Annotated in this window: 23 protein-coding genes; 12 read left to right on the top strand and 11 right to left on the bottom strand. The window is 69.4% G+C overall.

Annotated features, from left to right (window positions below):
• Window positions 1-10 precede the first annotated feature (10 nt).
• The 5 genes from ACFPUZ_RS04900 to ACFPUZ_RS04880 all read right to left on the bottom strand — a co-directional run bounded on the left by ACFPUZ_RS04900 (window position 11) and on the right by ACFPUZ_RS04880 (window position 3,697).
• A complete protein-coding gene (locus ACFPUZ_RS04900) occupies window positions 11-1,447 on the bottom strand; it encodes a sensor histidine kinase (protein ID WP_377000453.1) in 1,437 nt (478 codons plus the stop codon).
• Window positions 1,444-2,139, bottom strand: coding sequence for a response regulator transcription factor (locus tag ACFPUZ_RS04895; RefSeq protein ID WP_377000451.1), 696 nt, complete (start codon window positions 2,137-2,139; stop codon window positions 1,444-1,446). The genes ACFPUZ_RS04900 and ACFPUZ_RS04895 overlap by 4 nt, the downstream gene beginning before the upstream one ends.
• 87 nt (window positions 2,140-2,226) lie before the next feature.
• A complete protein-coding gene (rpmF, locus tag ACFPUZ_RS04890; RefSeq protein WP_085550106.1) occupies window positions 2,227-2,400 on the bottom strand; it encodes a 50S ribosomal protein L32 in 174 nt (57 codons plus the stop codon).
• Between the two features lie 14 nt (window positions 2,401-2,414).
• A complete protein-coding gene (locus tag ACFPUZ_RS04885; RefSeq protein ID WP_303358832.1) occupies window positions 2,415-2,681 on the bottom strand; it encodes a type B 50S ribosomal protein L31 in 267 nt (88 codons plus the stop codon).
• 149 nt (window positions 2,682-2,830) lie between these two features.
• Window positions 2,831-3,697: a CPBP family intramembrane glutamic endopeptidase gene (locus ACFPUZ_RS04880; protein WP_377000448.1), complete on the bottom strand. Its 867-nt coding sequence runs from the start codon at window positions 3,695-3,697 to the stop codon at window positions 2,831-2,833.
• A 110-nt stretch (window positions 3,698-3,807) separates the two neighbouring features.
• Here ACFPUZ_RS04880 and ACFPUZ_RS04875 point away from each other — a divergent pair, with 110 nt between their 5' ends.
• The 9 genes from ACFPUZ_RS04875 (at window position 3,808) to ACFPUZ_RS04835 (ending at window position 8,825) form a co-directional block, all read left to right on the top strand.
• Window positions 3,808-4,902 (top strand): sensor histidine kinase, encoded by a 1,095-nt coding sequence (locus ACFPUZ_RS04875; protein WP_377000446.1) that lies wholly within the window; start codon window positions 3,808-3,810, stop codon window positions 4,900-4,902.
• Window positions 4,899-5,522 (top strand): response regulator, encoded by a 624-nt coding sequence (locus ACFPUZ_RS04870; RefSeq protein ID WP_377000444.1) that lies wholly within the window; start codon window positions 4,899-4,901, stop codon window positions 5,520-5,522. The genes ACFPUZ_RS04875 and ACFPUZ_RS04870 overlap by 4 nt, the downstream gene beginning before the upstream one ends.
• 195 nt (window positions 5,523-5,717) lie before the next feature.
• A complete protein-coding gene (rpmB, locus tag ACFPUZ_RS04865) occupies window positions 5,718-5,954 on the top strand; it encodes a 50S ribosomal protein L28 (RefSeq protein WP_040085299.1) in 237 nt (78 codons plus the stop codon).
• Window positions 5,955-5,957: 3 nt separating this feature from the next.
• A complete protein-coding gene (gene rpmG, locus ACFPUZ_RS04860) occupies window positions 5,958-6,122 on the top strand; it encodes a 50S ribosomal protein L33 (protein ID WP_040085297.1) in 165 nt (54 codons plus the stop codon).
• 3 nt (window positions 6,123-6,125) lie between these two features.
• Window positions 6,126-6,431: a 30S ribosomal protein S14 gene (rpsN, locus tag ACFPUZ_RS04855; RefSeq protein ID WP_377000441.1), complete on the top strand. Its 306-nt coding sequence runs from the start codon at window positions 6,126-6,128 to the stop codon at window positions 6,429-6,431.
• A gap of 12 nt (window positions 6,432-6,443) precedes the next feature.
• Complete coding sequence (gene rpsR, locus ACFPUZ_RS04850) at window positions 6,444-6,692, top strand: 30S ribosomal protein S18 (RefSeq protein ID WP_040085295.1); 249 nt, start codon at window positions 6,444-6,446, stop codon at window positions 6,690-6,692.
• A gap of 137 nt (window positions 6,693-6,829) precedes the next feature.
• Window positions 6,830-7,708 carry a putative nucleotidyltransferase substrate binding domain-containing protein gene (locus tag ACFPUZ_RS04845; RefSeq protein ID WP_377000439.1) on the top strand — a complete coding sequence of 293 codons (879 nt, stop codon included), beginning with the start codon at window positions 6,830-6,832 and terminating at the stop codon, window positions 7,706-7,708.
• 48 nt (window positions 7,709-7,756) lie between these two features.
• Window positions 7,757-8,416, top strand: a complete 660-nt coding sequence (locus ACFPUZ_RS04840) for a TetR/AcrR family transcriptional regulator (protein WP_377000436.1) — start codon at window positions 7,757-7,759, stop codon at window positions 8,414-8,416.
• Entirely contained in the window at window positions 8,409-8,825 is a 417-nt protein-coding gene (locus ACFPUZ_RS04835) for an RDD family protein (RefSeq protein WP_377000435.1), read from the top strand. The genes ACFPUZ_RS04840 and ACFPUZ_RS04835 overlap by 8 nt, the downstream gene beginning before the upstream one ends.
• Here the strand turns inward: ACFPUZ_RS04835 and ACFPUZ_RS04830 are convergent.
• The gene (locus ACFPUZ_RS04830) at window positions 8,788-9,603 is read right to left on the bottom strand and encodes an HpcH/HpaI aldolase/citrate lyase family protein (protein WP_377000433.1); all 816 of its coding nucleotides are present in this window, start codon (window positions 9,601-9,603) and stop codon (window positions 8,788-8,790) included. The genes ACFPUZ_RS04835 and ACFPUZ_RS04830 overlap by 38 nt on opposite strands.
• Window positions 9,604-9,631: 28 nt before the next feature.
• Here ACFPUZ_RS04830 and ACFPUZ_RS04825 point away from each other — a divergent pair, with 28 nt between their 5' ends.
• Both ACFPUZ_RS04825 and ACFPUZ_RS04820 read left to right on the top strand, forming a co-directional pair.
• A complete protein-coding gene (locus ACFPUZ_RS04825; protein ID WP_377000432.1) occupies window positions 9,632-10,141 on the top strand; it encodes a hypothetical protein in 510 nt (169 codons plus the stop codon).
• 40 nt (window positions 10,142-10,181) lie between these two features.
• On the top strand, window positions 10,182-11,048 hold the full coding sequence (locus tag ACFPUZ_RS04820; protein WP_377000431.1) for an RDD family protein: 867 nt from the start codon (window positions 10,182-10,184) through the stop codon (window positions 11,046-11,048).
• Window positions 11,049-11,051: 3 nt separating this feature from the next.
• On the opposite strand, the gene ACFPUZ_RS04815 is transcribed toward ACFPUZ_RS04820, so the two are convergent.
• The 5 genes from ACFPUZ_RS04815 to ACFPUZ_RS04795 all read right to left on the bottom strand — a co-directional run bounded on the left by ACFPUZ_RS04815 (window position 11,052) and on the right by ACFPUZ_RS04795 (window position 16,271).
• Complete coding sequence (locus tag ACFPUZ_RS04815) at window positions 11,052-11,861, bottom strand: serine hydrolase (RefSeq protein WP_377000430.1); 810 nt, start codon at window positions 11,859-11,861, stop codon at window positions 11,052-11,054.
• Window positions 11,858-12,391, bottom strand: a complete 534-nt coding sequence (locus ACFPUZ_RS04810) for a hypothetical protein (RefSeq protein ID WP_377000429.1) — start codon at window positions 12,389-12,391, stop codon at window positions 11,858-11,860. The genes ACFPUZ_RS04815 and ACFPUZ_RS04810 overlap by 4 nt, the downstream gene beginning before the upstream one ends.
• Window positions 12,392-12,615: 224 nt before the next feature.
• Window positions 12,616-14,196: a bifunctional phosphoribosylaminoimidazolecarboxamide formyltransferase/IMP cyclohydrolase gene (gene purH / locus ACFPUZ_RS04805; RefSeq protein WP_377000427.1), complete on the bottom strand. Its 1,581-nt coding sequence runs from the start codon at window positions 14,194-14,196 to the stop codon at window positions 12,616-12,618.
• Window positions 14,189-14,788 carry a phosphoribosylglycinamide formyltransferase gene (gene purN / locus ACFPUZ_RS04800; RefSeq protein WP_377000425.1) on the bottom strand — a complete coding sequence of 200 codons (600 nt, stop codon included), beginning with the start codon at window positions 14,786-14,788 and terminating at the stop codon, window positions 14,189-14,191. Before purN ends, purH begins: the two co-directional genes overlap by 8 nt.
• 10 nt (window positions 14,789-14,798) lie before the next feature.
• Window positions 14,799-16,271, bottom strand: a complete 1,473-nt coding sequence (locus ACFPUZ_RS04795; protein WP_377000423.1) for a cell division protein PerM — start codon at window positions 16,269-16,271, stop codon at window positions 14,799-14,801.
• Between the two features lie 217 nt (window positions 16,272-16,488).
• Between ACFPUZ_RS04795 and ACFPUZ_RS04790 the strand changes: the two genes are divergently transcribed.
• A complete protein-coding gene (locus tag ACFPUZ_RS04790) occupies window positions 16,489-17,235 on the top strand; it encodes a M23 family metallopeptidase (RefSeq protein WP_377000421.1) in 747 nt (248 codons plus the stop codon).
• Window positions 17,236-17,309 lie beyond the last annotated feature (74 nt).

Below are 17,309 nucleotides of genomic sequence, written 5' to 3'. Positions count from 1 at the left end.
TTTCTGTACGTTACCTGGACGCCGCGGGCTGCGGGTGTCCCGGCAGTTCCGCGACGACGAGGGCCCCGCCCCCCGGTGCCTCCTCCACCCAGACCGACCCCCCGTGGCGCACGAGCGTCTGCTTGACGATCGCCAGCCCCAGCCCCGAGCCGGGTTGCGAGCGGGCCTCCGGCGCCCGGTAGAACCTCTCGAAGACCCGCTCCCGGTCCTCGGGACGAATACCCGGCCCCGAATCGGCGACGGTGAGCTGCACGCGGTCGTTGGCAAGCGGAATCATCCGGACCCGCACCACGGCGCCCGGCGGCGACCATTTCGCGGCGTTGTCGAGCAGATTGAGCGTCGCCCGACCGAGCGAGAACTGGTCACCGGTGAGGCGCCAGGGAATCATGTGGACGTCGAACTCCAGATCCGGGCGGCGACGGCGGACCCGCGCGAGCGAGGAGGCGATGACCTCGTCGAGTTCGACGCTCTCCACGGTGATCTCCGCGGCGTCCTCCCGGGCCAGATCCACGAGGTCCCCGATGAGGGTGGACAGTTCCGTCATCTGCGCCATGACGTCGCGTTCCAGGTCCTGTCGGTCGGAGGCGGAGATCCGGTCCGCCGCCCCGGGCTGGTTGAGCAGCATGAGCAGCTCGATGTTGGTGCGCATCGACGTCAGCGGGGTCTTCAGCTCATGCCCCGCGTCCGCGACCAGCTGCGACTGCCGGGTCCGCGATTCCTGCAGCGCGCCGAGCATGGCATTGAAGGAGGTGGTCAGCTGCGCCACCTCGTCATTGCCCTGCACGGCAATGGGGCGCAGGTCGTCGGTGTCGGCGACGTAGTCGACCGCCCGCTGCAGGCGCTTCAGGGGGGCGAGACCGGTCGCCGCCACCACCAGCCCGGCGGCGATGGCCAGCATCGTGCCCAGGGCCGTGATGGCCAGGAGCACGGTGCCCAGCGAGGTGATGAGCTGGTGGGTGCCGCTCATGTCCCGGGCGAGCACGATGGTCGTCCCCAGGGAATCCGAGCGCGACATGATGCGCTCACCGCCGACCGTGCGGTAGACGGGCGAGGTGTGGTCCAGGTGTCCGCGGAGATCGCCGCCGACGGGGATGGCGTCGCCCCGGGAGAAGGACCAGCCGGGCGGGGAGATCGCCACCCGGGTCTCGGGGTTGTACATCTTGAACTGCTGGATCTCGGCGTTGAGATTCGTCAGGTAGAAGGGATCCAGGCTCTGCTCGAGCAGCACCCCCGACAGCTGCTCGAGATCGTGATCCACCCCCGCGGTGAGGGTGCGGGAAACAGTGAGATAGGTGAGGAAGGTCATCAGGCCCACCGCGAAGGCCACCACGGCGAAGGTGAGCAGCGCCAGGCGCCAGCGGAGGGTGGTCCGCTCGTCCCGGAGCTCGGTCGCGGAGGGCGCCGCGTCAGCGCTCGGCGCGACCGTGGCGCGGCGGCGCAGAATCACGGGGCGGTCTCACGCAGGACATAGCCGACGCCGCGCACCGTGTGGATGAGCCGGGACTCCCCTTCCGCCTCGGTCTTGCGCCGCAGGTAACCGATGTAGACCTCGAGGGCGTTGCCGGAGGTGGGGAAATCATAGCCCCACACCTCCTCGAGGATCGTCGAGCGGGAGAGCACCCGGCGCGGATTCCGCATGAGCAGATGCAGCAGCGAGAACTCGGTGCGCGTCAGGCTGATCGGGCGCGCGCCGCGGGCGACGTCGCGGGTCTCGGAGTTGAGGCGCAGATCCTCGAAGACGAGGTCCTCGTCCCCCGCCGCCTCCACCGTGCTCTCGACCGCGGCCCGCCGCAGGAGGGAACGCACGCGGGCGAGCAGCTCCTCGAGGGCGAAGGGCTTGGGCAGGTAGTCGTCGGCGCCCGCGTCGAGCCCGGCCACTCGGTCGGCGACGCCGTCGCGGGCGGTGAGGATGAGGATGGGCCGGTCGAAGCCGGTGCTCCGCAGCGTCCGGCACACCTCGAGGCCGTCCATCCGGGGCATCATGACGTCGAGGATGATGAGGTCAGGCTGTTCCCGCCCGATGACCTCGAGGGCCTCCACGCCGTCCTCCGCGAGGCTGACGGTGTAGCCGTTGAATATGAGGGAACGGCGCAGAGACTCTCGGACGGCCTGTTCATCGTCCACGACAAGTATCTTCATGGATCCATTATGTACCAGGCCGGAAACAAAAACACCGGCCCCCTCCACTTAGGTGGATCGGGGACCGGTGCGGTCACTCAGAAAGGTCTAGAACTGCTCGACCTCGACGAGGCCCAGCTGTGCGGCCTTGACCAGGCGACGCGGGATGCGGACGGTCTGACCATCCACCTTGACCTCCTGGAGGGCGACGTTGTCGGCCTTCCACTGGGAGCGGCGCATGCGGGTGTTCGCGCGGGACATCTTACGCTTCGGAACTGCCATTGTTCTATACCTCCTTAAGCCTTCTTCTTGCGGCGGGCCATGCCGCCGAAACGCTTCTCGAACTTCTCGACGCGGCCAGCGGTGTCCATGACACGCTGTGCGCCGGTCCAGAACGGGTGGGACTCGCTGGTGACGTCGACGACGATGAGCGGGTACTCGTTGCCGTCCTCCCACTCAACGGTGCGGTCGGACGTGACGGTGGAGCGGGTCAGGAACTTGAAGCCGGTGCCGGCGTCCTGGAAGACCACCGGGTGGTAGTCGGGGTGGATATCATTCTTCATGAAGTCTCGATTCCCTCAGGATTGAACATCAGGTCGGTTCCAGGGCATGACTGTCAGAGGCCCGGATCGTGCCTGAGTTGGGTTGGAGATTGACAACTCGGACCATGATACTCCCCGGGTGCCCATTCCAGAAATTCCGTGGTATAGGGCTACTGCAGGCCCACTGAAGCCCCGGTGCGCCCGCGTTGCCACATCCACAGAATGACCGCGCCGACGAGCAGCTGCGTCACACCGAGCACGATCCACGCCGCCCGCCCGAGGTCCACGGGATGGATGACGGAGCCGACGGCCATCCAGATGTGCAGACCGCCGTGGGTGCCCACGGCCCACCACACCGACCTGCGCCACAGGACGACTGCTCCCGCCAGGAAGCCCATGCCCAGCGGGGTGATGAGGTAGAAGAGGCGGTCGGCCGCGTTCTCCTGCCCGCCCGAGGACAGCAGGTGGATCACCGTGAACGCCACGGTGGTCCACGCCAGGGTGAGCCAGGGACGGTGGCGGGTGACGTGGAAGAACCACCCGCGGTAGATCAGCTCCTCCGGCAGGCCCTGCAGCAGGACGGCCCGGATGAAGAGGAACACCAGGAGCACGGCGGTGTAGGTTCCCTCCATGTCATTGCCGTCGAGGGTGGGCACTTCCGCCGTACCCGCATCCACGGCGGCCAGGACAATCCACCCCAGGAGAACAGCCAGCCCGGCGAGGAGCAGGCCGCCGGCGAAGCCGGGCAGCAGCGCGCGGAAATTCGTCAGGGTGGTCACGGAGAGGGAGGCCCTCTCCACCAGGCGCATCCACAGGGCCACTGCGGCGATGATGAGAAGCGGTGTCAGCAGGAAGATGAGCGAGGTCGCCGCCAGCTGGGCGTCACCGTCCGGCCACCGCTGGGCGGCCCAGGTGTGGAAGGGCACGCGGGCCAGGTTCGCCCCCATGAGGAGGGCGAAGCCGAGCAGTGCGCGGATGAGCAGGCCCCACCAGGTGACGGGGAGCAACGGGGTCTTCGCAGTCAGGTTCGTGGTCATACCTACAGACGCTAACCAGGCGAAAGGCGCTGCAGAACCCCCGGCGGTCACGGATCCGCGGGGCATAATCATGACCCGGGTCACGGGGCTGCGGCGGTAGCGTGAGGCCCATGGACCGACGGTTACTCACCTTCTTCTTCGGCGTCGCACTGTTCCTCTTCCTCGGCGCCGTCCTGGCGCCGCACCGCACGCCGGAGGAGCAGCTCGCTGGCGCGGTGACCGCACTCTTCCTCCTCCTCGGCTGGATCGCGTGGGTGGCCCGCCCGGGCCGGGCCACGTCGCTGGCCTTCGCCGCCGTGGGTTTCGTGTCCTTCACCGTGGCCAACTCCCCCGTGAGCATCGGCCTGCAGTGGCTGACCATCATCGTGCTGCTGCTGGGCATGGGCACCACGGCCGCGCGCGTCTACGCCGTCCTCATCGTGCTGCGCACCGCGCAGGTCCACCTCACGGCGGGCAGTGCCCCGTCGCTCATTCTCAGCGAGACCGTCAACGCCGTGCTGCTCGTCGCGGCCGGCCTGGCGGTGGCCGGGCTCATCCGCGGACGGCAGCAGGCCTTAGAGGACCTGCAGAGCGCGAACGCCCGCCTGCGGGAGAGCCTGCGCGACTCGCGCGAGCTGGCCCTCGCCCAGGAACGCGAACGCATCGCCGCCTCCCTCCACGACGGCCTGGGACACCGACTCACCACCATCGGCCTCAGCCTCGACTACTCGGCGCGGATGATCGACCGCGACCCGGACAAGGCCCGCGCCGAGGTGCTGCGCGCCCGCGAGGCCACCACCGAATCCCTCAACGTCATGCGGTCCACGGTGCGCGCCATGCGTCCGACAAGGCTTATCGACGACGACCTCCTCGCCAGCCTCCGCCTCTTCGCCACCTCCTTCGACACGACGGGGCTGGAGGTCACCGTCGACGCCGACCTCACCGACTCCCCTCCCCCGCAGCGGGCGCAGTTCATCCTGCGCGTCGTGCGCGAGGCGCTGACCAACGTGGTGCGCCACTCCGGCGCCGACCGCGTCCTCATCACGGTGCGCGACGACCAAGTCCTGGTCGCGGACAACGGCCACGGCAATGAAGCCGAGCCGGACTTCGGCCTGCGCACGTTGCAGGATTCCGCCACGGAACTCGGCGGCCACCTCAGCATCGACCCCCACGGCGGCCTCGACGGCGGCTGCCTGCTCACCCTTACCCTCCCGGAGACCCCATGACCCTGCAGGTCCTGCTCATCGACGATCACCCCATGCTCCTGCGCGGGCTGAGCCTCCTCTTCGAGACCATCGACGGCATCGACATCGTCGCCACCACCACGGACGGCTCCCGCGCCCGCGAGCTGGCCCGGACCCACGGGGTGGACGTCATCGTCACCGACGCCGCCATGCCCGGTGCGGACGGCCTCGCGGTCGTGCAGGCCTGCGCCCCACACGTGCCCACCCTCGTGCTCACCACCTTCGACGACGCCGCCCTCGTCGCCGCGCTCGTCTCCGCCGGCGCCTCCGGCTACCTGCTCAAGGACGTCTCACCCGATGCGCTGGCCGACGCCATCCGGGCCGCCGCCGAGGGCGGGATGGTGCTGGATCCCCGGGTGGCGCGCTACGCGTGGGCGTCGATAAGCGACGACGAAGAGGACGGCGAGCTGGCCGTGCTCACCCGCACGGAGCGCGTCGTGGCGAAGCTGGTGGCGCAGGGGCGCAACAACCAGGAGATCGCCGCGGAGCTGTTCCTGGCGGAAGGTACGGTGAAGAACCACGTCTCCGCGCTGCTACGTAAGCTGCGGGCGCGCGACCGGACGATGCTGGCCCTGCGCCTGGCGAAGGCCTTCGGCCTGTGAACTCGGGATTAGGTTTTCCCGGGTGCGGACTGTAGAGTTGTCCCTTGCTGTTGTCGAAGTAAACGTCTACGCCCCGTCAGCCGGCTACAAGACTGCGCCCCGACCCGTACTCAGTCACGAGGGTACGCGGACCCCATCGGTGCGGCGCGGTCCTTGCATGCTTTTCGACGTGGGCGGCTAGGAGAAAGAAAACCCATGTCGGCTATTTGCCAGGTCACGGGACGTAAGCCGCAGTTCGGCAAGACCGTCTCGCACTCGCACCGACGTCACTCGCGCCGTTGGAACCCCAACGTGCAGCGTCGTCGGTTCTTCCTGCCCTCCGAGGGCCGGACCATCACCCTGAATGTTTCCACCAAGGGTCTCAAGGTCATCGACCGCGACGGCATCGAGTCCGTCGTCGCCAAGATCCGTGCACGTGGGGAGAAGATCTAACTAATGGCACGTAATGACATTCGTCCGATCATCAAGCTGAAGTCCACGGCTGGCACCGGTTACACCTACGTCACCCGTAAGAACAAGCGCAACAACCCCGATCGCATCTCGCTGATGAAGTTCGATCCGATCGCCCGCAAGCACGTCGAATTCCGCGAGGAGCGATAATCTATGGCCAAGAAGTCCAAGATCGCCAAGAACGAGCAGCGCAAGGAAATCGTCGCCCGCTACGCGGAGCGTCGCGCTGAGCTCAAGGCCATCATCTCCAACCCGAACACCTCTGACGAGGACCGCCTGGACGCGCAGTTCGAGCTGAACCGTCAGCCGCGCGACGCCTCCCCGGTGCGCGTCCGCAACCGCGACGCTCATGACGGTCGCCCCCGCGGTTTCCTCCGCAAGTTCGGTCTGTCCCGTGTCCGCATGCGCGAGATGGCTCACCGTGGTGAGCTGCCGGGCGTCCGTAAGTCCAGCTGGTAAGGAGTGGCCAACATGAAGCGCACCAACCCCCGTAAGCAGCGGATGGAGCAGTCCCGCCGCCCCAAGAAGAACCCGCTCAAGGCCGAAGGCATTGAGAAGGTCGACTACAAGGATGTCAAGACCCTGCGTCTTTTCATCTCTGACCGCCACAAGATCCGTTCCCGCCGCGTCACCGGCCTGACCCCGCAGCAGCAGCGTCAGGTCGCCACCGCCGTGAAGAACGCACGCGAGATGGCCCTCCTGCCGTTCACCAGCCGCTAAACCGGTTGACAGGACGCAAGTCACAACAGCGCACTTTTGCCGCTGGCTGTGTGACACGGTAGAAGTACTCGGCACCGCCCGCCCCCGCATCGTCGGAGGCGGGCGGTGCTGTTTGTGGGGGGTGGTATTTTTGCCTCATGCATCCCTCCCTCGACGAACTGACCTTGCAGGCCCGCCGGGCCGCCTCCCCGGCCGTGGCCCGCGGCATCCTCGCAGAGGCGCAGGAGCTGTTCCGCAACGGCCTCGACCACGGCGAATCCGCCGCGGAGCTGGCCGGGTGGTACTCCCGCACCCTGCAGGAATGGTCGCGTAGTCCCGCCGTGGAGGAGCTTCTCGACGGCGCCCGGCTGCACTTCACCGGGTCGGTGGCCCGCGCCGAGGCCATCCCCACCGATGCCGTCTCGTGGATCATCGTCGGCGACACCACCGCGGCCAACGCCGCGCTCCTGGAGCTCACCGCGGACCTGGAGGTCGGCGGGCTCTACGACGCGGGCACGTCGGAGCTGTGGCAGGCGTGGGCGCAGCGGGCTGTCGAGGAGCAGGACGTGGCGGTCATCGCGCTGGCCGTCGACGCCGGCCTGCTCAGTGATCCGGCCGTGGCCGACCAGCTCATCGCCCCCTCTCTCGCCCAGCTGCCGCCCGCCCTGCGCCTGGCGGAGGGACTGCCTGATCAGGACTCCCCCGTCGATGTGTCCGGCACCCTCCTGGCCCCGGCGGTGGCGGTGGCGCGGTGGGCGGGCCTGGCGGCCGGCAGCCCCCGGGGCACCACCCTCGAGCGCCTTACCGCCGCACGGGAGAAGGACATCCTCACCGCCGATGAGGCGGCGGCCCTCGGCCAGGCCTGGAGCACCGGGCTGGGCATGGAGCTGCGCAGCTGGCGCCACGGCACCTGGGGGCAGGAGGAGACGATGCGTTCCCTGCCCGCCCTGGACCGCAGCGCCTACGGGGCGGCCGCGCGGCTGGTCAGCGTGGCGCTGCGTTCCATCGCCGGACGCCACGGCATCGCGTTGCCCTGACGCTGGTATCTTGAGACGAACAGAAATCCGCAGGAAGGAGCGCCTCGTATGGCACGTGCCGTGGGACGTCCCCGCAAGAACAGTCCGCGTCGTCGGGGAGCGACGGCGCGCGAGGAGATTCTCGACGCCTCCGCCGAGCTGTTCACCACGCAGGGTTTCGCCTCGACCTCGACGCACCAGATCGCGGACGCCGTGGGCATCCGCCAGGCCTCGCTGTACTACCACTTCCCCTCGAAGACCGAGATCTTTCTGACGCTGCTGAAGTCGACCATCGAGCCGTCGACCGAGCTGGCGGCCGCCCTCGGCGAGTCCGAGGCTTCCCCGGCCCTGCGCCTGTGGGCGCTCGTCGCCGCGGAGGCCCGCCTGCTGCTGTCCACCCGCTGGAACATCGGCCGCCTCTATCAGCTGCCCGTCGCCGCCTCGGAGGAGTTCTCCGAGTACCACGCGCAGCGCACGGAGCTGCGGGACCTCTTCCGCTCCCTGGCCGCCGACCTGGTTGGCGCCGATGATCCCCGTGTGGATCTGCCCTTCCACATCGCGCTCTCGGTCATCGAGATGCGCGGCAACGACGGCACCGTCCCCGCCGAGCTCTCCGACACCGCGCTGCCCCCCATCGCCATCATGCTGGCCGACGCCGCCCTCGACGTCCTCCACGCCGAGCTCCCCGCCGACCGCGCGGAGCTCACCCTGGCACTCATCAGTGAGTAGCTGCCTGGCCCGACGGCTCATCGCCTTCCTCATCGACGTCGGGATCGCCTCCCTGCTCTACCTCGCGCTCGGCTCCCCCGGGGCGGGCGGGGTCGACCCCGCCCCCGCCTTGCTGGGTCTGACCTGGGCGGTGCGCACCCTGCCGGAGCTGGTGTGGCGCCGCAGCCCGGGAAAGATGATGATGCGCATCGACGCCGCCGGTCCCCGCTGGGCACCCCTCGTCCGGCACCTGTGGCTCATCATCCCCATCCCGCTGGGCTATCTGCTGCCGGTCGTCCCCTGGTACTCGCTGCTGGCCTGCGTCATCGGCCTCAGCGCGCTGCTGGCCCCGGACCACCGTTCCCTGGCGGACCGGGCTGCACACACCACGGTCATTCAGCGCGGCGCAGGATGCGCTCTGCCTGGCTGACCAGCGGGGCATCGATCATCATGCCGTCGACCTGGAAGGCGCCGTCCTGCTCGGCGGCACCGGCCACCACGGCCCGCGCCCACCGGACCTGCTCCTCTTCGGGGCGGTAGGCCCGGCGGACGATCTCCACCTGCGCGGGATGGATGCACGCGGTGCCGAGGAAGCCCGAGCGGGCGGCGTCGAGGGCCTCCGCGTACTGCCCCTCCGCATCCCGGAAATCGGCGTGGATGGCGTCGACGGCGAACTTCCCGGCCGCCGCCGCGTGCACGAGGACCTGCGCGCGGGCGTGGCGGATGACGTCGCGGTACTCCCCCGCCCCGCGCTCATCGGGCTGGCGGCGTGAGTGGGTCCCACCCAGCAGCGTGATGAGGTCCTCCGCGCCCCAGAACAGGCCCACAACCTCCTCCCGCGCCACGATTCCCGCGATGCCGGCCAGCGCCTGCGGGGTCTCGATCATGGCGATGACCTCCAGCCCCGCCAACCCTTCCGGCAGCGTCGATCCCACCTTGGGGACCATGACCGTGCCGATGCCCAGCTCGCGGGAGAGGGCGACGTCGTCAAGAAAGGACGGTGACTGCGGACCGACGGTGCGCAGGACCGTCCGGGCGAGGTCGAGCTCCGCGGCCCGCACCGCGGCATGCAGCGCGGCCCGGTCTCCGGCACCGGCGCCGTCCTCGAGATCGACGATGACCGTGTCCGCCCGGGCGAAGGCCTTGGGCAGCAGGTCCGGGCGGTGCGCGGGGGCGAAGAGGAGGGCGGGGCCGACAGGGGAGGTCATGGGGCCAATTATGAACTACCCTGCAGGCATGCGCACCCACCTCGTCCTCGCTGTCGTGCTGTCGCTGACTCTGAGCGCCTGCAGCGCCGGGCAGGAGCAGGAGGAGGTGGTGGTGGAGACGGTGGTGGTCACGGAGCAGGCCCAGTCCAGGGCGCAGCCGACGACGGCCGCCGCGGCGGAGTCAGATCTGCCGAGTTTCACCGGCACCGTCCGGGAGAAGAGCACCAGCGAGGTGATGAAGGGTCGGCCGGCACCCAACGGCGAGCCGGAGAGCAACCGCTACTACATCCTGGAGCTCGACGCCCCCGTGGAGTTCACGGCCCGCAGCCCCGGCTCCGGCCCCCTACCCCGGACGATCAGCGAGGTGTCCCTGGGCAGCACCACCGCCTACGGGGATGATTCCGCCACCTGGCTGCCCCACGTCAACCAGCGCGTGACCGTCATCGTCCACGAGCCGCAGCTCTACTGGCCCAGCGACACCGGACTCCCCCTGGGCATGCTCGGTGTCGGCCGCTCCCCCGAGGTCATCGTTCTTTAAGGGGTCCTCAACAGCGCAACTGATGGGTACCATCGTGGCCATGAGCACCTCCGCGCACCTCGCCCCCGCTCCTGCGGGTCTGTTCACGCGCGCGGCGGCGACCTCCGGCGAGGTGCTCGCCCTCATCTTGGCGGCACTGGCCCTGCAGACCCTCACCCGCGAGCCCGTCACCCTCGACGTCTTCTCCGCCGCCCTGCTCTGCGCCGCCGCCGTGCGGATCATCACCGAGACCGGGTGGGGAGCCAGCCCCGGCAAATGGCTGGCGGGCCTCCGCGTGAAATTCCCCGGCGAGGTGACGTGGATGCGCCTGCCGCAGGCCGTCCTGCGGAACACCTGGCTGTGGCTCGCACCCCTGACGGTCCTGCTCAGTCCGCGCGACGAGAACCTGTGGGCCATGGCGGCGACGGTGGGGATCTCGATCATCCTCGGCCCTGACCGCCGCTCGGTGACTGACCTGTTGGGCGGGGCCTTCGTCATCGATCCCGCCGCGCCCCGCCGGGTGCCCGACCCCGTCGACCACGTCTCCCCGCGCCGCGCCCTGGCGTGGGCCGTCGACATGGCGCTGAGTTCCCTGCTCGCCCTCGCCCTGGCCCCGCTCCTCGGCTGGTCGTGGTGGGCCGGGGGGCTCGTGGTGCTGGCGCTGCTCAAGGTGGTCACCGAGCTGCTCGACGCCCCCACGCCCGGCAAGGCCCTCTTCCGGCTCCGCGTCACCCACGCACCCGGGTTCCGCCTGGTGCGGGTGGCGGCGCGCAACCTGTGGCTGCTCCCTGCGCTCTTCCTCGCCTTCGCCGTCGGCCACCCCGTGCTGTTGGTCGAGGGCTTCATCGCCCTGACGTTCCTCTATATCCCGGCGCAGCGCAGTGTCACCGACCTGCTGGCCCGGGCGGAGGTGACGCTCAACCGCTAGTGCTCAGCAGCGGGCGGCGGGAAACTGCGTCAGGTCACCGAGAGCCTGGACGAGCAGCGTCGTCATCTCCTGGGCGTCCGCCAGGCTCCCCGAGGCCGGCGTGGCCACCACGGCCACTGCCCGCTCGCCGTCGGCACCCGGCGCGAGGCCGAGCTGCCGGGCGGTGTACGTTCCGTTCAGGTCCGGACCCCACCCACCCTTGAAGCGGGCGCCGGCCAGCGTTCCCAGCCCCCAGGACTGGGAGGGATCAATGGCCGCCATGTCCTGCAGGACAGGTTCTCCGCCCGCAATGCACGGCAGGTGCGCGGCGAAGCGGGCCTGGTCGGCCGCCGACCAGGCGGTCTGCCCGAAGATGCTGAATTCCGGGCGCCGGACCTCCTGGTTGACCACGGTCCCCGCCTGCCCCTCCGCGAGGACCGCATCCACTCCCACCGCGCCGGACGCCAGCCACAGCGTCTCCGCGGCGGCGTTGTCCGAGACCCGGATCGCCGCGGCCGCGCTCGGAGCCATCTCCGGATCGACCCGCAGGGCCGCAATGGCCAGCGGCACCTTGATCGTCGACCACGCCGGTACCGCCGTCATATCGCCCGCGGTGTAGATCTCACGGCCGTCGGACACCGCCACGCCCGCGGAACCCCCGTAACGGGCGAGCACCTCCCGGACCGCCGCCTCCAGGGTGTCCCCCTCGCTTCTCGACGCCCGCGTCTCCGTCACCGTCACCACCACATCGGGTTCCGGAGTGTCCTCTCCCACCGGGATGGTGCACCCGGGAAGCAGGGCCGCCGTCAGGAGGACTGCCCACCACCGTCTCATGAGATGTGGACGACCGCGTTGTTGCCACCGGTGCAGGTGACGTAGGACCCGGTGTCGCGGCAGGTCATGGTGTAGGTCGCGCCGGTGACCGAGCTGTACACCTGGAGGGTGGCATCCGTGTCACCGGTAGCGAGGTAGTTCTCCACGAACGCGTCTCGCACCGCGTTGGCGAAGGGCTCGCTGGTGACACTCGTCCCGCGCCACACACTGTTGTAGTCGCCGGTGGGGGCGTTGTCCCGGGCCGCGGCGTTCGCCGGGATCGACCCGGCCGGTACCGCCTGTTCGGCACGTTCCTGCGGCTCGGCCTGCACCGTGCTGGTGTAGGTGGAGGTCACCGGCCCACTGCCGGACGTTCCCCCGCCCCCGACCCAGCCGAAGAGCACCGCGGCGACACCCACCGCAGTCACGACCACGGCAACGGCAATGAACAGGAGTATCCACAGCCACCCACGGGACTGCTGGGCAGGCTGCTGTGCCCATTCATTCGTCGGCGGCGCCTGCTCCCACTGGTTCTGCGGATAGTTGTTCATTGGAGCGGGGCCCTTCTCGACGGATTCTGGTGACGACCTGTGTATTCATCGTCCCACACGCGGCGGGCACGAATGCACGAAAGACTGCCGATGTCCGGGAGGAACATCGGCAGTCGTGAGTGGGCCCCGGGGGCCCTGCCTGATTCGCTGACATTCGCGCCGCGCCCCGGGGCATAGGCCCAGGTGGGAACTTGTAGTGATGTCAGTAAATCAGGCGGGCCCAGCTAGTGCGCGAAGTGGCGGGCGCCGGTGAAGTACATCGTCACCCCGGCCTTCTCGGCGGCGGCGATGACCTCGTCGTCGCGAATGGAACCGCCCGGGGAGACGACGGCCTTGACGCCGGCGTCGGCAAGCACCTCGAAGCCGTCCGCGAAGGGGAAGAAAGCGTCGGAGGAGGCGACGGCACCGGTGGTGCGGTTCGCGCCCTGGGCGAGGGTGTTGGCGCGCTCGACGGCCAGCTTGGCGGAGTCGACGCGGTTGACCTGGCCCATGCCCACGCCGACGGTGGCAGAATCCCGGGAGATGAGGATGGCGTTGGACTTGACGGCGCGGACCGCGGTCCAGGCGAACTGCAGATCGGCCAGGACCTGCTCGGAGACGGGCTCGCCGGCGGCGAGGGTCCAGTTGGCGGCGAGGTCGCCCTCGGCCTGCAGGGTGTCACGCTCCTGGACGAGGACACCGCCGGAGATCTCCTTGACCTCCAGGCCGGTGCGGGTCAGCGGCTCGGCCTGCAGGACGCGGATGTTCTTCTTCCGGGCGAGGACGTCGATGGCGCCGTCGGCGTAGGAGGGGGCGATGATGACCTCGGTGAAGATGTCCGCCACCTGCTCGGCCATGGCGACGGTGACCTCACGGTTGGCGGCGATGACGCCACCGAAGGCGGACATCGGGTCGCAGGCGTGGGCGCGGCGGTGGGCGTCGGCGATGGAGGTGTCGGAGACGGCGATGCCACAGGGGTTGGCGTGCTTGATGATGGCCACGCAGGCGCGCTCATGGTCCCAAGCGGCGCGCCAGGCGGCGTCGGCGTCCTGGTAGTTGTTGTAGCTCATCTCCTTGCCGTGGAGCTGCTCCGCGTTGGCCAGTCCACCGGCACCCTGGTCGGCGTAGAGGGCGGCGGCCTGGTGCGGGTTCTCGCCGTAACGCAGGGTGGCGGAGAGCTCGTGGGAGGAACCGATCCAGGCGGGGAACTGCACGCCCTCTTCCTCCGCGGCGACCTGCTCACCGAGCCAGGTGGCCACAGCGACGTCATAGGCGGCGGTGTGGCGGAAGGCGTCGAGGGCGAGGCGGGTGCGCTGCGCGCGGCTGAAGCCGCCATCCTGCAGGGCGGTGGCGACATCCTCGTAGCGGGCCGGGTCGACGACGACGGCCACGGAGGGGTGGTTCTTCGCGGCGGCGCGGACCATGGAGGGGCCGCCGATGTCGATCTGCTCGACGCAGGCGTCGAAATCCGCGCCGGAGGCGACGGTCTCGGTGAAGGGGTACAGGTTGACCACCACGAGCTGGAAGGGCTCGACGTCCAGGTCCGCGAGCTGCGCGAGGTGGTCGTCCTTGCGGGTGTCGGCGAGGATGCCGGCGTGGACCTTCGGGTGGAGGGTCTTCACGCGGCCCTCGAGGCACTCCGGGAAGCCGGTGAGGGCCTCCACCGGGGTGACCGGGATGCCCTGGGCGGCGATGGTGGCCGCGGTGGAGCCGGTGGAGACGATCTCCACACCGGCGTCGTGCAGGGACTGTGCCAGGCCCTCGAGCCCCGTCTTGTCGTACACGCTGATGAGGGCGCGCTTGATTACCTTGCGATCATCACTCATGGATGAACTCAACCTTCCTGGTGGTCTCGTCGATGCGCGCCGACCGCAGCACCGACACTATGAGCTGTCGTTCAATCTTCTTGATGCGCTCGTGGAGAGAGCTTTCCGTGTCTTCCGGTTCCACGTCGACCGCCTGCTGCGCGATGATCGGGCCCGTGTCCACGCCCGCGTCGATGTAATGGACCGAGGAACCGGTGACCTTCACCCCGTAGGCGAGCGCGTCGCGGACGGCATGGGCGCCCGGGAACGACGGCAGCAGCGCCGGATGGGTGTTGATGATGCGACCACCGAAGCGGTCGAGGACTCCTGCGCCGAGAATCTTCATGAACCCGGCGGAGACGATGAGCCCCGGGTCCTGCGTCGCGATGACGTCGGCGAGAGTGACGTTCCAGGCCGCTCGGTCCGCACCGAGTTCCACGACCCGCGTCTCGACGCCCGCCTCTTCCGCACGTGCCAGAGCAGCGCACGGCACATCGGCGATGACCAGGCTCACCCGGTAACGCTCGTCCTGATTGTCCAGGATCGACTGCAGCAGGGTGCCGCTGCCGGAGACGAGCACGACGACATTGAGGGGATCGCGGGGGAAAGTCACCCGTCTGATCCTAGTCCTTGGGGTCGGCTTCTTCGTCCTTCTCGTCGACTTCCCCGGATTCCGCGGTCACCGGAACCTCTCCTGCCTCAGGGATCACTGGATCCTCAGTACTTTCCGCCTCACCCGTCTCGGGGGTGGCCTCCTCGACGATCTCCCCCTCGAGGATCTCCTCCTCCGGCTCCGGTTCCGGTCCGGCTTCTTCCTCAGCGACCAGCTCCGGCTCGGGCTCGGGCTCCGGCTCCGGCTCGGGCACAGCCCGCCGGTCCGCCAGCTTGCCGACGAGCGCCGCCGCCCCGCCGATCCCCGCGGTCCAGGCGAAGGCCAGTCCGGCCGTCAGCCACACCATCGGGCCCATGACCCCGAGGTGCCCGACCTGCCCGGTGGTGAGGTAGCCGGCGAGCAGGACGAGGACCGCGACGGCCGCCGCGGTGGCCATCGTCTGCACGATGGTGAAGCGCACGCTGCCGAGCACATAGGCCACGGCCATCGACGTGACGAGCAGCAGCAGGATCGACCACGGGTGCGCCCAGCCGGGGATGAGGGCCACGAGCGGCAGGGGCGGCAGGGCCGTGAGGTCGATGGCGTAGAGGGAGACGGAGGCGGCACCGATGTGGAACTCGGACCCCATCATCACTGCGGCGGCGGCGATGAGGGCGTTGGGCAGGTAGAGCAGGCTGACGACCACCACACCCAGCACACCCAGGCCACTGTTATATAGGGAGGCCACCTCGACCTGCCGCGACCATCCGGTCACCAGCAGTCCGAGCAGGAGGAGCAGGGCGCCCGCGGAGAGGAAGAGGAGGATGCGGGCGGCGGTGGCCACGGCGTCGACAAGCCAGTCGGGGGCGCCGTAGCGACGCAGCAGGGCGCGCCACAGGCGGGGACCCATGCCGAGGGCCAGCGCCGCGGCGTGCACGAGGAAGGTGCGGGCCAGCGCGTGACCCAGCGGCGGGGGGCCGACATCGAAGACGCGGCCGGCGTCCCACATCATCGCGGCGGCGATGAGGGTGAGCACCACGGGGATGAGCAGTGTCGCCATCGCGAGGACAAGGAGGTCCGCGAGGCTGATGCGTTCGCGGACGGCGTTTCTGATGCGCCGGGCGAGCAGGGCGACAAGGCCGATCGTCGGCAGCAGCGGCAGGACGCCGAGCACCGTGCCGCTCGCCGCGACCGGGGAGAGATTGAGGGCCAGCCACAGCTGCGCGATGGTCGCGGGCAGCGCCGCGAGTGTGGTTCCTGTCACAAGAAGGCCAACGAGGGCGAGCGCGATGAGGCCGAGCAGGACGACAAGGTCGGGGACCGCGACGACGGGCAGGTAACGGCGCAGACGTCCGAGCAGATCGGTGGGCGCCGGCGCGGGCGGCGCCTCCGGACCGCGGCGCTGGCGGGCGCCCGCGGGCGTGCTACCTGCGGAAGTCCCGCCGGCGCGGATCTTGCGGGGGCGCCGACCGGGCCGGGACTGGGGGCTGGTCTTCTTGCTCATCACCTCCCCACTGTGCCACGGTGGAGCGTCCGCTTCGTGACGGCGCGGCCCGGTGTGGCGTCGATGTAACACTCACGGAGGGCGGCGCGATTAAGACGAATTCCGCGGTGATCGGTTGCCCCATAGGAATCGAGACGCTATTGTTACCGACCGTAGGTAACAAAGCGGTCACAAACTCGTAACTCAACGGTTGTGGCGAATGACGGAAGAAGGCTTCATGCGCATGACGACTGAGCGGTCGACCCGAGGTAAGCACCGCAAGATCACCACCTCGCAGACCACCAAGGGTCGTATCGCCCTCGTCACGGTCGCCACCGGCGCTGTGTCGACCGCAGGTATCGGCGGCGCGGCTGCCGCCCAGATCCAGGCCCAGCACACCGAGACCGCCGCCGTCGCCACCCCGGAGTACGCCCTCGCGGCAAATACCTCCGACATCGCGAACCAGATCGCCGAGGCTGCCCCGCAGATCCTGGCCATCGCCGAGCACAAGCCGGCCGATTACATCCAGCAGCAGCTCACCACCGCCGTCCAGTTCGCTGACGTCCGCGCCCAGCTCGACCAGGCGCTCCGCGCACCCTCTGTCGCCAAGCCGGCCGAGGGTGTCTTCACGTCCGGCTACGGCCCGCGCTGGGGCACCCTCCACGCCGGCATCGACATCGCCAACGCCGTGGGCACCCCGATCCTCGCCGTCATGGACGGCGTCGTCGTCGACTCCGGCCCGGCCTCCGGCTACGGCAACTGGATCCGCATCCAGCACGAGGACGGCACCATCTCCCTCTACGGCCACATGGAGACCCTCGACGTCGCCGTCGGCCAGACCGTCACCGCCGGCCAGAAGATCGCCGGCATGGGCAACCGTGGCTTCTCCACCGGCTCCCACCTGCACTTCGAGATCCACCCCGGCGGCGCCGGCGCGGTCGATCCGGTGCCGTGGTTCGCGGAGCGCGGCATCACCATCGCCTAAGACACCTGCAGTACGCACCCCGGTCAGATCCGTCACTGACCGGGGTTTTGCTATGCCAGAATACTTGCCACGTA

Source organism: Corynebacterium nasicanis, assembly GCF_042658165.1.
GTDB lineage: Bacteria > Actinomycetota > Actinomycetes > Mycobacteriales > Mycobacteriaceae > Corynebacterium > Corynebacterium nasicanis.
The sequence above is the reverse complement of the archived record's forward strand: the minus strand, read 5'-3'. Positions and strand labels throughout refer to the sequence as shown.